Origin of the sequence: Kitasatospora sp. NPDC094015, from assembly GCF_040304075.1 — a bacterium.
GTDB lineage: Bacteria > Actinomycetota > Actinomycetes > Streptomycetales > Streptomycetaceae > Kitasatospora.
In genome coordinates, this window is the sequence record NZ_JBEOUL010000018.1 from 86,188 (window position 1) to 105,163 (window position 18,976).

The following is an 18,976-nucleotide window of genomic DNA, read 5'->3' on the forward strand; positions in this document are numbered from 1 at the left end:
TAGCGCCATTCGAGCGACGGGGGCCCGGTCGGCGCCCCGCCGCTCCTGGCGGGAGGCTCAGGCCTGGACGGCGAGGACGAGCGGGAGCACCGCTTCGGCCCCGGCCCGGCGCAGCAGCCGGGCCGCCACCGTGACCGTCCAGCCGGAGTCCACCAGGTCGTCGACCAGCAGCACCGGCCCGCGGTTCTGCGCGAGGGCTTCGAGGAGCTCCGGCGGCGCCACCAGGGTGCCGGCGAGCGAGTGCAGCCGCTGCGCGCTGTTGTTGCGCGGGCCGTGCGGGGGCTGCCCGGTGGCGTACCCGAGCCGACCGAGGAGGGGGAGCCGGCCGACCGTCGCGAGCCGCTCGGCGAGGCTCCCGATCAGTGCGGGCCGGGTCGCCGACGGCATCGCCACCACTCCGACGGGCCGCGCGACCCGGCTCCCGTCCGCCGCGGTGGGGCCGGCCCAGCCGCCGGGCCCGCGGGCCCAGTCGGCCAGCACGCTGACCATCGCGTCCAGCACCTCGCCGGGCACCGGGCCGTCCGGTGCCTGGTCACCCAGCAGTGCGCGCAGCCGGGTGCCCCAGCCGATGTCGGAGAGCCGGCCCAGCGCCCGGCCGGTCTCGGCCTGCTCGCCGGCGGGGATCCGACCCTTCAGCGCCACCCCGATGGCCTCCATCCCGGTCGGCCACAGGCGGCGGGGCTCGAACGAGACGCCGGGGCGGCCGAGCGCGGCCCGGGCGGCTGCGAGGGCGGCCTCCGAGACCTCGGCGCCGTGCCGGGGGCCCGCACAGTTGTCGCAGCGGCCGCACGGGGCGGCATCCGGGTCGTCCAGTTGGCGGCGCAGGAACTCCATCCGGCAGTCGCCGGTGGTCGCGTACTCGCGCATCGCGCGCTGCTCGTTCTCGCGGGACTCGGCCACCTTGGCGTAGCGCGCGGCGTCGTAGGCCCAAGGCTGCCCGGTCGAGCTCCAGCCACCGCGCACCCGGCGCACCGCGCCGTCCACGTCCAGCACCTTGAGCATGGTCTCCAGGCGGGCCCGGCGCAGGTCGACCCGCGGCTCCAGCGCGGCGGTGGACAGCGGCCGGCCGGCCTCGGCGAGCGCGTCCAGCGTCCGCCGGACCTGCTCCTCGGGCGGGAAGCCGAGCGAGGCGAAGTACCGCCAGATCGCCTCGTCCTCCCGGCCGGGGAGCAGCAGCACCTCGGCCCGGTCGACGCCGCGGCCGGCCCGGCCGACCTGCTGGTAGTAGGCGATCGGTGACCCGGGCGAGCCGAGGTGCACCACGAACCCGAGGTCGGGCTTGTCGAAGCCCATGCCGAGCGCCGAGGTGGCGACCAGCGCCTTGACCCGGTTGGCCAGCAGGTCGGCCTCGGCGCTGCGGCGGTCGGCGTCCTCCGTCCGGCCGGAGTAGGAGGCCACCGGGAAGCCGCGCTCGGCCAGGAAGGCCGTGACCTCCTCGGCAGCGGCCACCGTGAGGGTGTAGATGATGCCGGACCCGGGGAGGTCGCCCAGGTGGTCGGCGAGCCAGGCCAGCCGGTGGGCCGGATCGGGCAGCGCCAGCACGGCCAGGCTCAGGCTCTCCCGGTCCAGCGGGCCGCGCAGCACCAGGGCCCGCTCGTCGGTGCCGCCGGTGCCGAGCTGCTCGGCGACGTCGGCGGTGACCCGGGCGTTGGCGGTGGCGGTGGTGGCCAGCACCGGGACGCCGGGCGGCAGCTCCGCCAGCATGGTGCGCAGGCGGCGGTAGTCGGGGCGGAAGTCATGGCCCCAGTCGGAGATGCAGTGCGCCTCGTCGACCACCAGCAGGCCGGTCGAGGCGGCCAGCTTCGGGAGCACTTGGTCACGGAAGTCGGGGTTGTTCAGCCGCTCGGGGCTGACCAGCAGCACGTCGACGGCGCCGGCCGCGACCTCGGCCTGGATCGCGTCCCACTCCTCGGGGTTGGCGGAGTTGATGGTGCGGGCGTGGATGCCGGCCCGGGCCGCCGAATCCACCTGGTTGCGCATCAGGGCCAGCAGGGGGGAGACGATCACGGTCGGACCGGCGCCGCGGGCCCGTAGCAGGGCGGTGGCGATGAAGTAGACCGCCGACTTGCCCCAGCCGGTGCGCTGGACCACCAGGGCCCGCCGGCCGTCGACCACCAGCGCCTCGATGGCCGACCACTGGTCCTCGCGCAGCACGGCGGAGGGGCCCGCCAGCTCGCGCAGCACCGCCTCGGCGCGCATCCGGACGGCGGTGCGGTCAGGGGTGTCGGCGGTGTGCGGCGTGGGCTCGTCCATGGCTCCATCAATACCGTGTGGCGGGGACAAACGACGAACGGGTGAGGTGGGGCGGGGCCGGGCGACAGTGTGACCGATCGGCGGCCCGGGTGGTCGGGCCTGTGGACAACCGGTCGCCCGATCGGGCGACCAAATGCTGGACCCCCCGAGTTGTCCACAGGCAGAAACCTGTTTCCGGCAGGGGCGCTGACCTGCGGAAGGCTTCCCGCCATGAACGACGAACGCACCGCGATGGACCCTGGCCAGCCTTCGGATCCCGACCCTGATCACGGCGCCGGCACCGGCACCGGCGCCGGCGCGGCCCTGGGGTTCCGCCCCGGCGCGCTCCCGGGCCGGTCACCGGTCCGGATGCGCGGGCCGGCCGACATGGCCGAGCTGCTCCCGTACCTGCTCGGCTTCTTCCCCGACGACAGCATCGTGGCGGTCGGTCTGCAGGGGCAGGGCCTGCACCAGGGTGGGGTGATCCGGATCGACATCCCGGACGATCCTGCCACCTGGCCCAGGGTGGCCGGGGACGCGGCCCGGCTGCTGGTCCAGCTGTCCGAGCGCCGGGACGAGCGGCCCGAGCAGGTGCTGCTCTACCTCTGCCGGGATCCCGCACCGGGGGTGCCGTCCGGGCGCGGTGTGCTGGCCGACCTCGGGCCGCTCGCCGCCGCCCTGGCCGAAGCCTTCCGACGGGAGAACGTCGGGGTCAAGGAGTCGCTCTGCGTCTCCGCCGGCCACTGGTGGTCGTTCCTGTGCACGGGGGACGGCTGCTGCGACCCGGGAGGCACGCCGATCCGCACCGGGCACGGGCCGGGCCCGTTGTCGGCGGCCGCCACCTTCGCAGGCCTCGCGCCGCGCGGCAGCCGCAAGGCGATCACGGCCACGCTAGACCCGGTCGGTCCGCCGGAGGCGGACACCCTGCGCGAGGTCATCGAGCAGGCGGGCGCGCCGTTCATCCGGGAGCTGGCCGGGCCGGGCGGCCGGGACGCGGCGGTCGAGCGCACGGCCGAACTACTGGCGGGGGCGGTGGCCGAGTTCCGAGCCGGCGCCCGGTCGGTCGATCCCGCGCGCACCGCCCGCCTGCTGGTCGGCCTGCAGGACAGACGCGGGCGCGACCGCGCCGCCGAGTACACCGAGCCGGACGAACTGGTCGCCGCCCAGCGGCTGTGGCGCTTCCTGGTCCAGCGGTGCGTGCCGCCGTTCGAACACCTGGCGCCGCCGCCGATGACGCTGCTCGCCTGGACGGCCTGGCTGGGCGGCGACACGGCCACCGCCCGGGTCGTCCTGGCCCGCGCGCTGGAGCTCGATCCGGGCTACACCCTGGCCCAGCTGCTGTATGAGTCGATCAACGGTGGGCTGGTGCCCGAGCGGTTGCTGGACAGCGTCCGCCGAGAGCGGGCCGGCCGGCCGCAGGGTGCGCCGCCGGAGCCGGTCGGGCTCACCGAGGTGGGCCCGACCGAAGGCGGCCCTGCTTCGGCCGGGGGAGGCCCGGCCGAACCCGGGCAGCCGGGACGCCGCCGGCTGCGGCTGCCCCGCCAGCGCCGACCGAAGGACCACAAGGACCGCAAGGACCGTCCGTCAGGGAGCTGAGATGAGCCGCCGCCCCGCACCGAGCCCGTCCGAACCCGACCCCGCAGCCGCCGGGCCCCGGCCCAGCCGGAGCGTGCTGCTACAGCTCACCTCGTGCCATCCGGATCAGCCGGTCGAGCACGGCCCCGCCGCTGACCCGCAGACCGTCGTGCTCCCACTCGTTGGTCACCCAGGTCCGCACGTTCGCCACCGCCCGTGCGGTGGCCAGCGAGTCGGCCGTGTCGACGTACATGTCGTCGTGGTACACCGCCGCGTACACCGGCACGGTGTTGGCCGCCAGGCGGTCCAGGTCGTACAGGTCGGGCCAGTCGGTGCGCTCGGCGAGCAGCTGCGCCGTCTCGCGCAGCGGGCGCAGCGCGGGGTCGGTGTCGAACATCCAGGGGTAGATCATCTCGCCGGTGAAGAGCACCGGGGAGCCCGTGGCCAGCGCCTGCTCCGCGTCGAACTGCGGGAACTCCTTGCGCACGCGCTCCGCGGCCCAGCCGGTGCCGCCGCCGTCCACCGACCGCTGACCGTAGATCGACTCGTGCAGCACCGCGTACAGCGGCCCGGTGGCGAAGGACAGCTGGGCCTGCACCCCGGCCAGGAAGGTGTCGGAGAGTTCCGCACCCTCCGCGCCCTCCACCCAGGCCTCCTCCAGCAGGTAGTGCAGGCTGTGCGAGCCCGCGCCGCCGCCGAGCAGCAGGCCGAGCGCCTGGAAGGCCTGCACGGTGAGCGTGCCGCCGTCCGGCAGGACCGCCGGGCGGGCGAGGAGGTGCTCGGCGATCCGCCGGGCTGCCTCGACGTCCTGCGGGTACCGGCGGTGGTGCGCCGTGTTCTTCTCCGCCACTCGCGGGTAGGCGGCCCGGTAGACGTCGTCGGCGGAGCTGCGCAGGCCGGCCAGGCCGCCCGTGACGAACGCCTCCGTCAGCCCCTCGGGTGCCAGCGAAAGGTACGTCAGGATGCAGAAGCTGCCGTAGCTCTGTCCCAGCACGCTCCACCTGCGGTCCTCGCCCAGCAGCAGACGGCGGATCAGTTCGGCGTCCCGGACGATCGAGTCGGCGCGGAAGTGCGCGAGGTGGTCCGCCTGCGCGCGGGCATCGCCCCGGTGGGCCAGGGTCTGGCGGTTCGCCGGGGTGGAGCGTCCGGTGCCGCGCTGGTCGAGCAGGAGCACCCGGTAGCCGTCCAGGGCCCGGCCCAGCCAGCCGTCCCGGCCGTGTGGCCGCGCCGCCTTCCCGCCGGGGCCGCCCTGGAGGAAGAGCAGCCACGGCAGGTTCTCGTCCTCGCGTCCTGCGGCCACCACCTCGCGGGCGTACACCTCGATCCGCTCCCCCTCGGGGCGCGCGTGGTCGAGCGGCACGCGGAACACGTGGTCGGTGGTGACGATTCCGGGCAGCCGGCTGGTGGTGGACATGCAACTCCTCGGTCCGTGCTGGTCACAGGCGTAGCGCGGCAGTCGCCGACGGGGTCTCCGATGCGTTCGCCGTTGCCCCCGCACCGTATCCTGGCGGCGCGCACGAACTGCCGCGGCCGGGTCACCCCTCGGCGCGACCACGGAGCGGCGCCGCCGACGGGCGAGGTGCGGGCCGGCCGGTGCTCCGGTGGGGTCCGCAATGCGGCCGGTGCCCGGGGCGGGGCGCGCCGGACCGGCGTGACCTGGGGCAGGTGCGGTGCGTTCACCCTGCGGGACATCCCCGGGGGCCGAGCGCCGACCGGCGGTGACCACCGCGACCCGGCGATCGCCCCTGCTCCGGGCCGAGCTGCCCCGCGACCGGTTCGGCCGCACGGGCAGTACCGGGGGCGGTACTCTCCGGGACGGCCCTGGCCCGATCGGGCGGGCCGCGGGGGCGGCGCAGCAGCACCACCGATCGTGAGCGGACGGGCTCGCCTTCGGCACACGACGAGATCGAGCAGACCGGTCGAGCAAGGGGAGGAGAGCCCGGTGACCACCATGAGGCCAGCACAGACGGGGGCGCACACCGCCCCGAGCACGGCGCCGCCGGCTCCGCCCGGGCCGCCGCCCGGATCTCCCGCGCCTTCGGCACCGCTGGGCTCCCCGCCACCGCAGCCTCCCACGGCGCCCTGGCCACCCGGTGCACCGCCTGCCAGCCCGCCGCCCGCGGCCCCGCCGGCAGGGCCGCGCGGACCCCAACCCGCCGGGCCGTCCGCCGGGCCGCAGCACTCCGGACCGCCCTACGGGGCGCCTCCGGCCGGCGCTCCGCGGATGGCCCAGCCGTCCACCGGGCTGCCCCGGCAGGCTCCGGCGCCCCGGCCCCAGCAGGTGACCGCCCACGACGCCGTGCTGTGCGTCAACGCGCCCGCGATGGCAGCCTCGGGCCCCGACGGGCAGCTCAGGGGCCAGGGTCTGCACGGCTTCTTCCGGGCCGGCGTCCGCACCCTGGCGCGGATGGAACTTCGGCTCGGCGGGATCGAGCCGATGCCGCTCCAGGGCACGCTCACCTCGGCGGCCGGCGCGCGCTTCGTCGGCGCGGTCCGCCTGCCCGGCGATCCGGATCCGGATCCGGCCCTCACCGTGGAGCGGCTGCGGCACGCCGACGGCGTCGAGAGCATCACCATCCGCAACACCGGGGCCCGCCCGGCCCGGCTCCCGCTGGAGATCGCGCTCGGTACGGACCTCGGCCTGCTCACCGACATCGCCGCCGGCCGCCGCTCGGCGGACCTGCCCGGCCAGGTGCAGTCCGCGGGCCTGCGCTGGACCGGCCAGGGCCGCAGCGCCACCGTGTCCGCCCAGCCCTCGCCGCACGCGGTGCTGGCCGGGGCGGGAGTGCTGCGCTGGGACCTGGAGGTGCAGGCCGGCGCCCGCTGGTCGGTCGAGCTGCGGGCCGAACTGGAGACCGCCCCGTCGGCGGTCCGTCCGCCCACCGGGCGGGGCCCGGGTATCCCGCTGCCCTGGGCCGAGCCCGAGGTACGCAGCGACGACGCCCGCGCGGTGCAGCTCCTCGCCCGCTCGCTGGACACCCTCGGCGGTCTCCTCATCGCCGACCCGGACCGGCCGACCGACCTCTACGCCGCCTCCGGCGCGCCCTGGCGGTTCGGCCTGACCGCGGCGGACGCGCTCTGGGCGGCCCGCCTGACCCTTCCGCTCGGCACCCGACTGGCGGCGGGCACCCTGCGCGCCCTGGCCCGGCGTCAGCACCTGACGGGCGGTCCCGGGGCCGACCAGGGTGCCCCGGCGAACCCGGCGAACCCGGCGGACGCCGGGCCGCCCACCCGCCCGGACGGGCTGATCCCCGGGCCGCTCAGACACGCCGGCCCCGAGCTGCCGCCGTCCTGCACCGCCACCGAGGCGACGCTGCTGTTCGTCACGGTGCTGGCCGAGGCCTGGCGGTGGGGACTGCCGCGCCAGGAGGTGGCCGAGCTGCTGCCCGCCGCCGAGCGGGCGCTGAGCACCCTGCGCGGGGCGCTCGGGGACGGCGTCGAGGGCCCGGAGGGCTTCGTCATCGACCTCGGTCGGACGGCCGAGGACCGGGCCGCGCGCCCGGCCGCGGCCAGGTGCGAGGTCCAGGCGCTGGCCCACCGCGCCGCCCTGCACGGGGCGGACCTGCTGGCCGGCTTCGGCCGCCCCGGCGCCGAGGAGTGGCGCGCCTGGGCCGCCCGGCTCCGGGAGCGGTTCCGGGAGCGGTTCTGGATCGACGACCTGTCAGGCGGCCGGCCGGCCGCCGCGCTGCTCCCGGGCGCCCGGGTGGTGCCCGCCGTCGCTGCCTCCTTCGTGCACCTGCTGGACCGCGGCCTGGGCGGCGAGGGCGAGCTCCACGAGGGACTCCTCGACCGCGAGCAGACCCGCATCCTGGCCCAGCGCCTGGTCGCCCCGGAGCTGGACGCCGGCTGGGGCCTGCGGACCCTGAGCGCGAAGTCACCGCGGTTCAACCCGCTCGGCCACCGCAGTGGCGCGGTCCGGGTCCACGAGACGGTCCTGGCCGTCTCCGGTCTCGCCGAGGCCGGCTTCGAGCGTGAGGCCGGTGTCCTGCTGGAAGGGGTGCTGGACGCCGCCCGCTCGTTCGAAGGCCGGCTCCCGGAGATGTACGCGGGCGAGCAGCGGGTTGCGCACTGCCCGCCGGTGCCGCATCCGGCGGCCTGCCGCCCGGCGGCGGTGTCGGCAGCGGCGGCCGTGCACCTCGTGCTCTCGCTCGCGGGGGTACGCCCCGACGTCCCGGCCGGTCGCGTGGCGGTCCGTCCGGCCAGCACCGCCCCGCTCGGGGAGCTCCAGCTGACCGGGCTCCGGGTGGCGGGGGAGCCGTTCTCGGTGCGGGTGAGCCGGATCGGGGTCGCCGTGGTCGAGGAGGCTTCGGCCCGTCTCCAGCTCGGCGCCGGCTGATCGGATCCAACGGCACGGACCGGCGGCGCAGGCCGGCCGACGGGGCCGTGAGGTCGGCTCCGCGCCGCCGTCACCACCGTCGGCATGCCCTGAGCCGGTTCTCGGCCGTCGCCCGGACGGCACGATCCGGTGCCCGCCGGGGCGGACCTGACAACGAGCGGTACGGGCTCTGTGCTTATCGTCAGAGAGACGACTATCATCGACGCCATGTCGCGTTATGACCCGTCGGCCTTCCCCCCGTTCGCAGTCACGGTCGACCTGGTGGTGCTGACGGTTCGCGAGCACGCGCTCTGCGCGCTGCTGGTGAAGCGGGGTGAGGCACCCTTCCAGGGCTACTGGGCGCTGCCGGGCGGCTTCGTCCGCCCCGACGAGGGGCTGGCCGAGGCGGCCTCCCGGGAGCTGGCCGAGGAGACCGGCCTGCGGGCCTCGTCCGCCCCCGGCCAGGCCGCGGCCGCCGCGCACCTGGAGCAGCTCGCCACCTACGGCCACCCGCAGCGCGACCCCCGGATGCGCGTGGTCAGCGTCGCCCACCTGGTGCTCGCCCCCGACCTGCCGACCCCGCGCCCCGGCGGCGACGCCAGCGGCGCGCGCTGGGCACCGGTCGGCGAACTGCTCGGCCAGACCCCGGTCGACGGTGTCCCGCTCGCCTTCGACCACGGCCAGATCCTGGCGGACGGCGTCGAGCGGGCCCGCTCGAAGATCGAGTACTCCTCGCTTGCGACCGCCTTCTGCCCGCCGGAGTTCACCGTGGGGGAGCTCCGGCGGGTCTACGAGGCGGTCTGGGGCGTCACTCTCGACCCGCGGAACTTCCACCGCAAGGTGACCGGCACCCCGGGCTTCCTGCTGCCCTCCGGTGGCACCACGACCCGTCAGGGTGGCCGTCCCGCGCAGCTGTTCACCGCCGGTGGCGCCACCGTGCTCAACCCGCCGATGCTGCGCCCCGAGGGCTGACCACCGCGCCCGAGCGGCGACTGCCTCCCTCCGGCCCGACGGCTGGTCCCCTGATCGGGTGAGCTGCCCGGCCACGCGGCCCAGGAACCGTCCGTAATGCCCGAATTCGGCCTGAACGCGGCCTAGTGTGCTGGCGCAGGCACACGAGGGTTCGCCCCGGCATGCCTCGCAGATCCGGTCGGAGTCGGACGAGGACACGGGAGCCCGCAGCGATGATCCAGATCACCGGACTGACCAAGGCGCACCGGCGCCGCCGGCCGCCGACGTTGCTCGACCTCACCTTCGACGCCCGGCCGGGGGCGGTCACGGCCCTGCTCGGCGCCGAGGGCGCGGGCAAGACCACCGCCGTGCGGCTGATGCTCGAGCTGGAGCGGGGCCAAGGGGTCACGCTGTTCGGCGGGCGCACCTACCGGGAGCTGCGGCGTCCCGAGCGCGAGGTGGGCGTCGTGCTCGCCACGGCCGGCCCCGCCGGGCACCCCGGGCAGCAGGCCCTCACCCACCTGCGGATGCTGGCCGCCGCGGTCGGGGTGCCCGCCCGCCGGGCTGAGGAGCTGCTGGAGCAGACCAGGCTGGCCACCGTGGCCGACCACCGGCTGCGGTCGTTCTCGCCCGGGATGAACCGGCGCCTCGCGCTGGCGGGCGCGCTCCTCGGCAGCCCGGCCACCCTGCTGCTGGACGCTCCCACCGAGGGCCTGTCCCCGCGCACCGCCGAGTGGTTCCACTCCTTCCTCCGCTCCTTCGCGGTGGCCGGCGGCACGGTGCTGGTCACCACCCGGCTGCCGGAGGAGGCCGCGGCCCTCGCCGACCGGGTGGTCACGCTGGACCGGGGACCGATGACGGCCGACCAGCCGGTCGCGGAGTTCCGCCGGACCAGGCTGCGGCCCGAGGTCGCCGTCCGGGGCCCGCAGATGGCCCGGCTGGCGGACCTGCTGGTGGCCCAAGGCGTCGAGGTCCGGCCGGACGGAACGGCCGGCATCGCGGTGAGCGGGATCGCCCGTACCGAGATCGGTGAACTGGCCTACCAGCACGGCATCCTGCTGCACGAGCTGGCCGACCGGATGGTCGAGCAGCCGGTCCCGCACCCGACGCTGCCGACCGCCTCGGGCCGCTCCGGCCAGGTCCAGCTGCGCGGGAAGAGCGCGGCCGATTCGCCGGCCCGGTCCCTGTCCGTGTCCTCGGCGGAGTCCTCGGCCGCGCCGCCGTCGCCGCTGCAGGCCCAGGCCCGGGGGTCGGAGCAGCCGCGCGGGCGGCGCCACGCGCGCCCGTCCGCCGCCGAGGCCGTCGCGTTCGGCGAGCGGCCGCCGCCCGAGCGCCCGTCCGGCGAGCACCCGCACCCGCCGACCCCCGAGCAGCGCGGCCCGGTGCCGGAGCCGGCCCACGCCGATCTGGTCACGACGGCGCCCGCCCGCTCCGAGCAGCACGAGCCGGCCGACACCTGGCTCCGCACCGCCCCGTTCGACCAGTTCGAGCAGTTCGCGGAGTTCGACCTCCCGAGCCACCCGGACCTCCCGAGCCACCCGGACCTCCCGAGCCACGAGGCCCACCCGAGCCACGAGGACCGCCCGGCCCGCCCCGCCCCCGGCGACCACCCTGCCCACCCCGCCCCCGTCCACCCCGCCCACCCGGCCCTCGGGCCCGACCACCTGAGCGAGTGACCGTGCGCGTACTGGCCTACGAGGTGCGCCGCCTGCGCAGCCTCCGCTCCACCTGGTTGATCATGGCGGCCGTGCTGGTCTGCGACGTGGCGACGGCAGCCGCGCTCACCCGGCAGTTCCCGGCCGGCCCGCTGTCCGCGACCGACGCCGTCCGCGCCCTCACCGGGCTGCTGCCCGTGCTGCCGCTGCCCGTCGCAGCCCTCGGCGCCGGCACGCTCGGCGCGCTGTCGTACCGGCACGAGGTGCGTCACCCCGGCCTGCCGGCCGCCCGGGTCGCGGTGGCGCGGCGGCTGGGCCTGCTGGCGGCGAAGCTCGCCGTGCTGACCCCGGTCGCGGTGGCGCTGGCGCTGGTGACCCTGACCACGGACGCCCTGGTGGTCCGGCTCGCGCTGCCGCCGGGGGTGACCCTGGAGGCGCTCGGGGAGTCGGCGCTGCTGAGCCCGGAGCTGGTCGGCGAGGGGGTCGCGGCCGGTCCGCTGCTGGCCCTGGCGGCCTTCCTGGCCCTGGTCGTGCTGAGCGGCTGGGCGGGTCTGCTGATCACCTCGGTGGTGCGCAGCGCCGCGGTCGGCCTGCTCGCGCTGGCCGTGGCGCCGGTGCTGCTGGCCCCGCTGACGGGCCTGCTGCTGCGTCGGACCGGCGCCCGCCGCCCGGGCTGGCTCGCCGAGTCGGTGGCGCCGCTGAGCTCCGGTCCCGGGCGGTACGTGGCGCACTGGGGCGGGTGGCCCCGCCCGGCGTCCGCGCTGCCGGCGGCGGGCGCGACCGAGCTGCTGGTGGCCCTGGCGGTGCCCGGCGTGCTCCTGCTGCTGCTCTGCCTGCTGGCGCAGCTGCGTCGTCGGGCGTTCTGATCCTCCCCGTGCGCCGCCGCCTCCGTGGTGACAGTACGTCAGCGAGTCGGATCGGGCGCACGTCCGGAATGACGGGTTCTGCCTGATAAGAAGTCAATTATCCGGTCACGGGCGATCACCCTTTCGTGTGCTTTTCACGAGAATCCTCAAGGCGGACCCCCCGATCGCCGACAAAGGACGTGTGAGTACCCTTGCGCACCCCACCATGACCGCAGCCCGCACGGCCGACGCGATCGGCACCGGCGAGCTGGACCGCTTCCCCTACGCCGACCGGCCCACCCCGCCCGCCCCGCGCTGGGAGGGCGCCGAGTCCGACCTGTCCCGGGTCGGCCGCAAGACCACCAGCAGCCGCGGTCGCGGCCTGCACGGCCAGCTGGTCCAGCAGCTCGGCCAGATGATCGTCTCGGGCGACCTCGGGGCCGACCGACCGCTGGTGCCCGAGGAGATCGGCCAGCGGTTCGAGGTCTCCCGCACCGTCGTCCGCGAGTCGCTGCGGGTGCTGGAGGCCAAGGGTCTGGTCAGCGCCCGCCCCAACGTCGGCACCCGGGTCCGCCCGGTCGGCGACTGGAACCTGCTGGACCCGGACATCATCGAGTGGCGCGCCTTCGGCCCGCAGCGCGACGAGCAGCGCCGTGAGCTGTTCGAGCTGCGCTGGGCGATCGAGCCGCTGGCCGCCCGGCTGGCCGCCGGCCACGGCCGGGAGGACGTCCAGCACCGGCTGGTCGAGCTGACCGAGATCATGGGCCACGCGGGCGCCCAGGGCGACGTGGTCAGCTATGCCCGCGCCGACGGCGAGCTGCACGGCCTGATCCTGCAGATGGCCGGCAACCGCATGCTGGAGCACCTGTCCGGCATCGTCGGCTGCGCCCTCCAGGTCTCCGGCGGCCCGACCGCCAACTGCGAGCGCCCCGGTGACCCGTCGCTCAGCCTGCACGTCCGGCTGGTGGACGCCCTCGGCACCGGCGACGGCACCGCCGCGGAGGCCGCCATCCGGGCCCTGCTCACGGTGCACCCGGCGGAGGTCGAGCCCTCCGTCCCGGCACCGCGCGAGCACTGACCGGGCGGTGAGCCCGGCCGGCGGTGGCGCCAGGCCCTCCAGCCGCCCGGACGGGCGGCCGGAGGGCCGTCGTCGTCCAGGGCCGCGCAGGATACCGCGCCGGGCACCCCGAACGGAGCTCCCGCAACCCCCGAACAGCCGCTGGTGATCCGCCGCGCCGCGATGTGACGGGCGCCACGAAGACCATGCGTAACACTTGAGGGGCGGCAGCGATGTGTACGGAGCGGAAGCAGCTCCGGAACAACACGGGCATGTCAGAATGCTGTGTTGGTCTGCGGCGCTGCTGCCGTCCTACAGACCCAGTCCACGTCCCCACCCCCGAGTCGACCGGAACCGCTACCGCGCGCTGTTGTGCGGCCGCGCAGTTCCGTCGACCCGGGCAGCCGGGCCGGGGTTCGAGTCCACTCATCGTCCGAGAGGTTGTTCGTGTCGGCCAGCACATCCCGTTCGCTCCCCCCCGAGATTGCCGAGTCCGCGGCTCTGCTCGCGCTCATCGAGCGGGGCAAGGCCCAGGGGCAGATCGCCGGTGACGACGTGCGCCAGGCGTTCGAGGCGGACCAGATCCCGGTCACCAAGTGGAAGAACGTCATGCGCAGCCTCAACCAGGTTCTGATTGAGGAGGGGGTGGATCTGATGGTCAGCGCCGCCGAGCCGGCGGGCGCCAAGCGCAAGAGCGTTGCGGCCAAGAGCACCACCAAGCGCACCGCGACCAAGGCGGTCACCACCCGCACGCCGTCCGCCCCCACCAAGCCGCCGGTGCGGATCGCCCCCGCGGCGACCCCGTCCGCCGCAGCCCTCGCCGCTGCGGTGGCCGCCGAGGTCACCGTCGTCGAGACGGTCACCGAGATCGGTGCCACCGCGAAGAAGGCCGTCGCCGCCCCGGCCAAGAAGGCCGTGGCGAAGAAGGCCGCCGCGCCCGCCAAGAAGACCGCCGCCAAGAAGACCACCACCGCCAAGGCCGCCGGCAAGGGCGACGAGGCCTCCGGCGACGAGGAACTGCTGGTCGAGGACACCGCCCTGCCGGCCGACAAGGCCGAGGCGGAGCCCGAGGAGGAGTCGGAGGGCTTCGTCCTCTCCGACGACGACGAGGACGACGCGCCGGCCCAGCAGGTCGCCGTCGCGGGTGCCACCGCCGACCCGGTCAAGGACTACCTCAAGCAGATCGGCAAGGTCCCGCTGCTCAACGCCGAGCAGGAGGTCGAGCTCGCCAAGCGGATCGAGGCCGGCCTCTTCGCGGAGGACAAGCTCAGCGCCGCCGACAAGCTCGCGCCGAAGCTCAAGCGCGAGCTGGAGATCATCGCCGAGGACGGCCGCCGGGCCAAGAACCACCTGCTGGAGGCCAACCTCCGCCTGGTGGTCTCGCTGGCCAAGCGCTACACCGGCCGCGGCATGCTCTTCCTGGACCTGATCCAGGAGGGCAACCTCGGTCTGATCCGTGCGGTCGAGAAGTTCGACTACACCAAGGGCTACAAGTTCTCGACCTACGCGACCTGGTGGATCCGGCAGGCGATCACCCGCGCCATGGCCGACCAGGCCCGCACCATCCGCATCCCGGTGCACATGGTCGAGGTCATCAACAAGCTCGCCCGCGTGCAGCGCCAGATGCTCCAGGACCTGGGCCGCGAGCCCACCCCGGAGGAGCTGGCCAAGGAACTCGACATGACCCCCGAGAAGGTCATCGAGGTCCAGAAGTACGGCCGTGAGCCGATCTCGCTGCACACCCCGCTCGGCGAGGACGGCGACAGCGAGTTCGGTGACCTGATCGAGGACTCCGAGGCGGTCGTCCCGGCCGACGCGGTCTCCTTCACCCTGCTCCAGGAGCAGCTGCACTCGGTGCTCGACACGCTCAGCGAGCGCGAGGCCGGCGTGGTCTCGATGCGCTTCGGCCTGACCGACGGCCAGCCGAAGACGCTCGACGAGATCGGCAAGGTGTACGGGGTCACCCGTGAGCGCATCCGCCAGATCGAGTCGAAGACCATGTCCAAGCTGCGCCACCCGTCGCGTTCCCAGGTGCTGCGCGACTACCTGGACTGATCCGGTCCGACAGTCCGGCCGACCGGCCCGCCGGTCGGCCGACCGAGGAGCCCGGTGCTTCCCCGTCGCGGGGGAGTGCCGGGCTCCTCGGCGTCCCGGGCCCGTCGAGCCCCCGGCGGCCGCTCGTGCCCCGCACCCGTCCCGACCCGATGATCACTCGTCCGGGTGGCCCGCCGCCCGCCTGCGCCACCGAGCGTGCTCGGGCGACTACGCTGTGCCGGTTGGCTGCTGTCGAACCACTTTGGGAGACCTGGTGCTGCCCAGCTCGGACGCCCGCCCGCCCCGCCGTATCCCGGCCGTCGCCCGCCGGTCCCCGGCTGTCGCCGGCCGATCGCGCAGAGCGGTCGCGATGCTCGCGCTGGCCGCGCTGCCGGCGCCGCTGATCACCCTGGGGGCGGCTGCCCCGGCCGCGGCGCAGCGCCGGATCGTCGGCGGGTGGACCACCACCGTCAAGGACCATCCGTGGATGGTGGCGCTGTCCAGCCGGGAGCAGTTCGGCAGTGCCCGTTCCGGCCAGTTCTGCGGCGGCGCGCTGGTCTCCGCGACCAAGGTGGTGACGGCCGCGCACTGCTTCTACGACGAGGGCACCGGTCACCGCACCGACCGGCCCGGCCTGAGGGTGATCATCGGTCGGGACGACCTGAACGGGCAGGACGGCCGCGAGGTGGCCGTCCGGGACGTCTGGGTCGACCAGGGGTACAACTTCACCACCAACGACCGGGACGTGGCGGTCCTCACGCTCGCCGAGCCGCAGTCCGGCCGGGAGCCGATCGAGCTGGTCGGCCAGGGCGAGAGCGAGCCGTACCGGGCGGGCACCCAGGCCCAGGTCTTCGGCTGGGGTGACACCACGGGTCACGGCCGTTACTCCCCGACGCTGCGCGAGGTCGAGGTGCCGATCATCCCGGACACGGACTGCGCGCACGCGTACCCGCCCGGTGCCGACAGTGCCTTCGACGCGCGGACGATGGTCTGTGCCGCTGCGGAGCACGGCGGCAAGGACGCGTGCCAGGGTGACAGCGGGGGCCCGCTGGTGGTGGCCGGCCGGCTGGTCGGCCTGGTCTCCTGGGGCACCGGCTGCGCCGAGGCCGCCCACCCGGGGGTCTACACCCGGGTCGCGTCGGTCGCCGACGACGTACGCTCCGCGCTCGCCCGGTGACGGAGCGCGGCGCCGTCCGGTGGCCGGGCCCGCTCAACCGCCGTGTGGGATATGCCACTCGACGCGGTGTCAGCGGGTGACCGCGCACTCACGTGCGGTGCCCGGAAAAACGCCGGGGCCGGTGGGAAGGCTCGGAAGCCTTCCCACCGGCCCATCGACCTGGTGGTCGACTCAGCTCGTCGGGGCGAGCGTGGAGATCAGCGCTCGTCTTCGCCGGCCGTGGCAGGCGTCGCGGTCAGCCGACCGCTCTCGTCCTGTATCTCCACGGCGATCTTCTTGAGCTCAGGCTCGAACTTCCGCCCGTGGTGGGCACAGAAGAGCAGCTCTCCGCCGCTCGCGAGGACGACGCGCAGGTAAGCCTGGGCGCCGCACCGGTCGCAGCGGTCGGCCGCGGTGAGCGGGCTCGCAGGGGTCAGAACAGTAGTCACGTCGCCTCTTCTCTAGCTCGACGAGCTGTCGTACCAGGGTCAACATCCAACCAGGTCGATTTCGTTCCCGCTCGTGGCTTTTCTCGGTTCGAGGATTCTGCAGTTGTCGTTGATGAGGACGTGCCCCGGTGTCCGGTGGTTCATGCGTACCGAATCCGACGACCCGCCGATCGGCCTCGAACGTCCTAGCGAAGCGATGTCCGGGGTCCGCGTAGCATAATCCTCTGCTGGGTTGGAGCATAAGCCCCGTCCCGGGCCCCGATACCCTGCATCCCAGCAGCTCCGCCGCCTGCTCCCGGTTCTACGGCCCGCCAGGAACCGTGGTGTCAGGTGGAGATGGCACCCTGGGGCCCAGGGCTCCGGGGAAGGTCTTGTTCGCGCAGCGCGTACAAGCAGAACGGAGCCGGGAAGCCGGTGTCTCAGTTGCTGAGAGCGGGGCGCCCCCGGGCGGCCGTCCGGTCAGCCGAGTCAGAACGTCATTGAGGAGTGCAGCGAGTGAGTGCTGAAACGTCCGTGTCGTCCGCTCTGGTCGCCGGGGAGGACGGCTCCAACTACACCGCTCGGCACCTGCTCGTCCTGGAGGGCCTGGAGGCCGTCCGCAAGCGGCCCGGCATGTACATCGGCTCGACCGACAGCCGGGGCCTGATGCACTGCCTCTGGGAGATCATCGACAACTCGGTGGACGAGGCGCTCGGCGGCTACTGCGACAAGATCGAGGTGCTGCTGCACGGTGACGGCTCGGTCGAGGTGCGTGACAACGGCCGCGGCATCCCGGTCGACGTCGAGCCCAAGACCGGCCTGTCCGGGGTCGAGGTCGTGATGACCAAGCTGCACGCCGGCGGCAAGTTCGGCGGCGGCTCCTACGCCGCCTCCGGCGGCCTGCACGGCGTCGGCGCCTCCGTGGTCAACGCACTCTCCGCCCGGCTCGACGTGGAGGTGGACCGCAGCGGGCACACCCACGCCGTCAGCTTCCGCCGCGGCACCCCGGGGATCTTCACCGAGCTCAGCCCCGACGCCCCCTTCGAGGCCGGCAACGGACTGCTCAAGAAGGGCAAGGCCCCGCGCGGCCGCACCGGCACCCGGATCCGCTACTGGGCCGACCGGCAGATCTTCCTGCGCGACGCCAAGCTCTCGCTGGAGAGCCTGCACAGCCGGGCCCGCCAGACCGCCTTCCTGGTCCCCGGCCTGACCATCATCGTCCGTGACGAGCGCCTGACGGAGAGCGAGAAGGTCGAGGAATCGATCTTCCGCTTCGACGGCGGCATCGGCGAGTTCTGCGAGTTCCTCGCCCCCGACAAGCCGGTCTGCGACGTGCTGCGGCTCCAGGGCGAGGGCACCTTCAAGGAGACCGTGCCCGTCCTCGACGAGCTCGGCCACATGACCCCCACCGAGGTCACCCGCACCCTCGGGGTGGACATCGCGCTGCGCTGGGGCGCCGGCTACGACACCACCCTGCGCTCCTTCGTCAACATCATCGCCACCCCCAAGGGCGGCACCCACGTCACCGGCTTCGAGCGCTCGCTCGCCAAGACCGTCAACGAGGTGCTGCGCTCGGCCAAGCTGCTGCGGGTCGCCGAGGACGACATCACCAAGGACGACGCCCTGGAGGGCCTCACCGCGGTGGTCACCGTCCGGCTGGCCGAGCCGCAGTTCGAGGGGCAGACCAAGGAGGTGCTCGGCACCTCGGCCGCCAACCGGATCGTCTCCACCGTGCTCGCCAAGGAGCTCAAGGCCTTCCTCGCCTCCACCAAGAAGGACGAGAAGGTCCAGGCCCGCGCGGTCATGGAGAAGGTCGTCGCCGCCGCCCGGACCAGGGTCGCCGCCCGCCAGCACAAGGAGGCCCAGCGCCGGAAGACCGCGCTGGAGACCTCCTCGCTGCCGGCCAAGCTGGCCGACTGCCGCAGCGACGACGTGGACCGCAGCGAGCTGTTCATCGTCGAGGGCGACTCCGCCCTCGGCACCGCCAAGCTGGCCCGCAACTCCGAGTTCCAGGCGCTGCTGCCGATCCGCGGCAAGATCCTCAACGTGCAGAAGGCCTCCGTGGCCGACATGCTCAAGAACGCCGAGTGCGCCTCGATCATCCAGGTGATAGGAGCCGGCTCCGGCCGCTCCTTCGAGATCGACCAGGCCCGCTACGGCAAGGTCATCTTCATGGCCGACGCCGACGTCGACGGCTCGCACATCCGCTGCCTGCTGCTCACCCTCTTCCAGCGCTACATGCGCCCGATGGTGGAGAAGGGCCGGGTGTTCGCCGCCGTCCCGCCGCTGCACCGGATCGAGCTCACCAACCCCAAGCGCGGCCAGGACAAGTACCACTACACCTACTCGGACTCCGAGCTGCGCCGCACCCTGCTGGGCTTCCAGAGCAAGGGGCTGCGCTGGAAGGACCCGATCCAGCGGTACAAGGGCCTCGGCGAGATGGACGCCGACCAGCTGGCCGAGACCACCATGGACCCGCGCCACCGCATCCTGCGGCGGATCAACCTGGGTGACCTGGAGGCCGCCGAGCACGCCTTCGACCTGCTGATGGGCAACGACGTGGCGCCCCGCCGGGACTTCATCGTCAACTCCGCGGCGACCCTGGACCGCTCGCGCATCGACGCCTGACCGGCCGCTCGCCCGCCGTCCGCGCAGGGGCTCTCCACCCCCGGGTGGAGAGCCCCTGCGCGTACCGGTTCCACCCCGGCTCCGAGGTGCCGGCGGGCCC

General features: G+C 74.6%; 12 protein-coding genes. 9 read left to right on the plus strand and 3 right to left on the minus strand.

The annotated features are described in order from the left end of the window. Positions 1 to 57 precede the first annotated feature (57 nt). A complete protein-coding gene (locus ABT014_RS21685; RefSeq protein WP_502895056.1) occupies positions 58 to 2,253 on the minus strand; it encodes a RecQ family ATP-dependent DNA helicase in 2,196 nt (731 codons plus the stop codon). Positions 2,254 to 2,463: 210 nt separating this feature from the next. Between ABT014_RS21685 and ABT014_RS21690 the strand changes: the two genes are divergently transcribed. Then, on the plus strand, positions 2,464 to 3,828 hold the full coding sequence (locus ABT014_RS21690) for a DUF4192 domain-containing protein (protein ID WP_350640643.1): 1,365 nt from the start codon (positions 2,464 to 2,466) through the stop codon (positions 3,826 to 3,828). Between the two features lie 79 nt (positions 3,829 to 3,907). Here the strand turns inward: ABT014_RS21690 and ABT014_RS21695 are convergent, their stop codons facing one another. Further along, positions 3,908 to 5,221 (minus strand): alpha/beta fold hydrolase, encoded by a 1,314-nt coding sequence (locus tag ABT014_RS21695; RefSeq protein WP_350640644.1) that lies wholly within the window; start codon positions 5,219 to 5,221, stop codon positions 3,908 to 3,910. An 810-nt stretch (positions 5,222 to 6,031) separates the two neighbouring features. Between ABT014_RS21695 and ABT014_RS21700 the strand changes: the two genes are divergently transcribed. The 7 genes from ABT014_RS21700 (at position 6,032) to ABT014_RS21730 (ending at position 15,841) form a co-directional block, all read left to right on the plus strand. Beyond that, positions 6,032 to 8,143, plus strand: coding sequence for an amylo-alpha-1,6-glucosidase (locus ABT014_RS21700; RefSeq protein WP_350640645.1), 2,112 nt, complete (start codon positions 6,032 to 6,034; stop codon positions 8,141 to 8,143). Between the two features lie 207 nt (positions 8,144 to 8,350). Continuing rightward, positions 8,351 to 9,094 carry an NUDIX hydrolase gene (locus ABT014_RS21705; protein ID WP_350640646.1) on the plus strand — a complete coding sequence of 248 codons (744 nt, stop codon included), beginning with the start codon at positions 8,351 to 8,353 and terminating at the stop codon, positions 9,092 to 9,094. Positions 9,095 to 9,306: 212 nt separating this feature from the next. Then, positions 9,307 to 10,749 carry an ATP-binding cassette domain-containing protein gene (locus ABT014_RS21710; RefSeq protein ID WP_350640647.1) on the plus strand — a complete coding sequence of 481 codons (1,443 nt, stop codon included), beginning with the start codon at positions 9,307 to 9,309 and terminating at the stop codon, positions 10,747 to 10,749. After that, positions 10,746 to 11,594, plus strand: a complete 849-nt coding sequence (locus ABT014_RS21715; protein WP_350640648.1) for a hypothetical protein — start codon at positions 10,746 to 10,748, stop codon at positions 11,592 to 11,594. Before ABT014_RS21710 ends, ABT014_RS21715 begins: the two co-directional genes overlap by 4 nt. A 181-nt stretch (positions 11,595 to 11,775) precedes the next feature. After that, on the plus strand, positions 11,776 to 12,651 hold the full coding sequence (locus tag ABT014_RS21720; RefSeq protein WP_350640649.1) for a FadR/GntR family transcriptional regulator: 876 nt from the start codon (positions 11,776 to 11,778) through the stop codon (positions 12,649 to 12,651). 420 nt (positions 12,652 to 13,071) lie between these two features. Further along, complete coding sequence (locus ABT014_RS21725; protein WP_350640650.1) at positions 13,072 to 14,685, plus strand: RNA polymerase sigma factor; 1,614 nt, start codon at positions 13,072 to 13,074, stop codon at positions 14,683 to 14,685. Positions 14,686 to 15,034: 349 nt separating this feature from the next. Further along, entirely contained in the window at positions 15,035 to 15,841 is an 807-nt protein-coding gene (locus ABT014_RS21730; protein WP_350640651.1) for a S1 family peptidase, read from the plus strand. A 197-nt stretch (positions 15,842 to 16,038) separates the two neighbouring features. Here the strand turns inward: ABT014_RS21730 and ABT014_RS21735 are convergent, their stop codons facing one another. Continuing rightward, the gene (locus ABT014_RS21735) at positions 16,039 to 16,269 is read right to left on the minus strand and encodes a DUF7455 domain-containing protein (RefSeq protein ID WP_350640652.1); all 231 of its coding nucleotides are present in this window, start codon (positions 16,267 to 16,269) and stop codon (positions 16,039 to 16,041) included. A gap of 495 nt (positions 16,270 to 16,764) precedes the next feature. Between ABT014_RS21735 and ABT014_RS21740 the strand changes: the two genes are divergently transcribed. Beyond that, positions 16,765 to 18,876, plus strand: coding sequence for a DNA gyrase/topoisomerase IV subunit B (locus ABT014_RS21740; protein ID WP_350640653.1), 2,112 nt, complete (start codon positions 16,765 to 16,767; stop codon positions 18,874 to 18,876). Positions 18,877 to 18,976 lie beyond the last annotated feature (100 nt).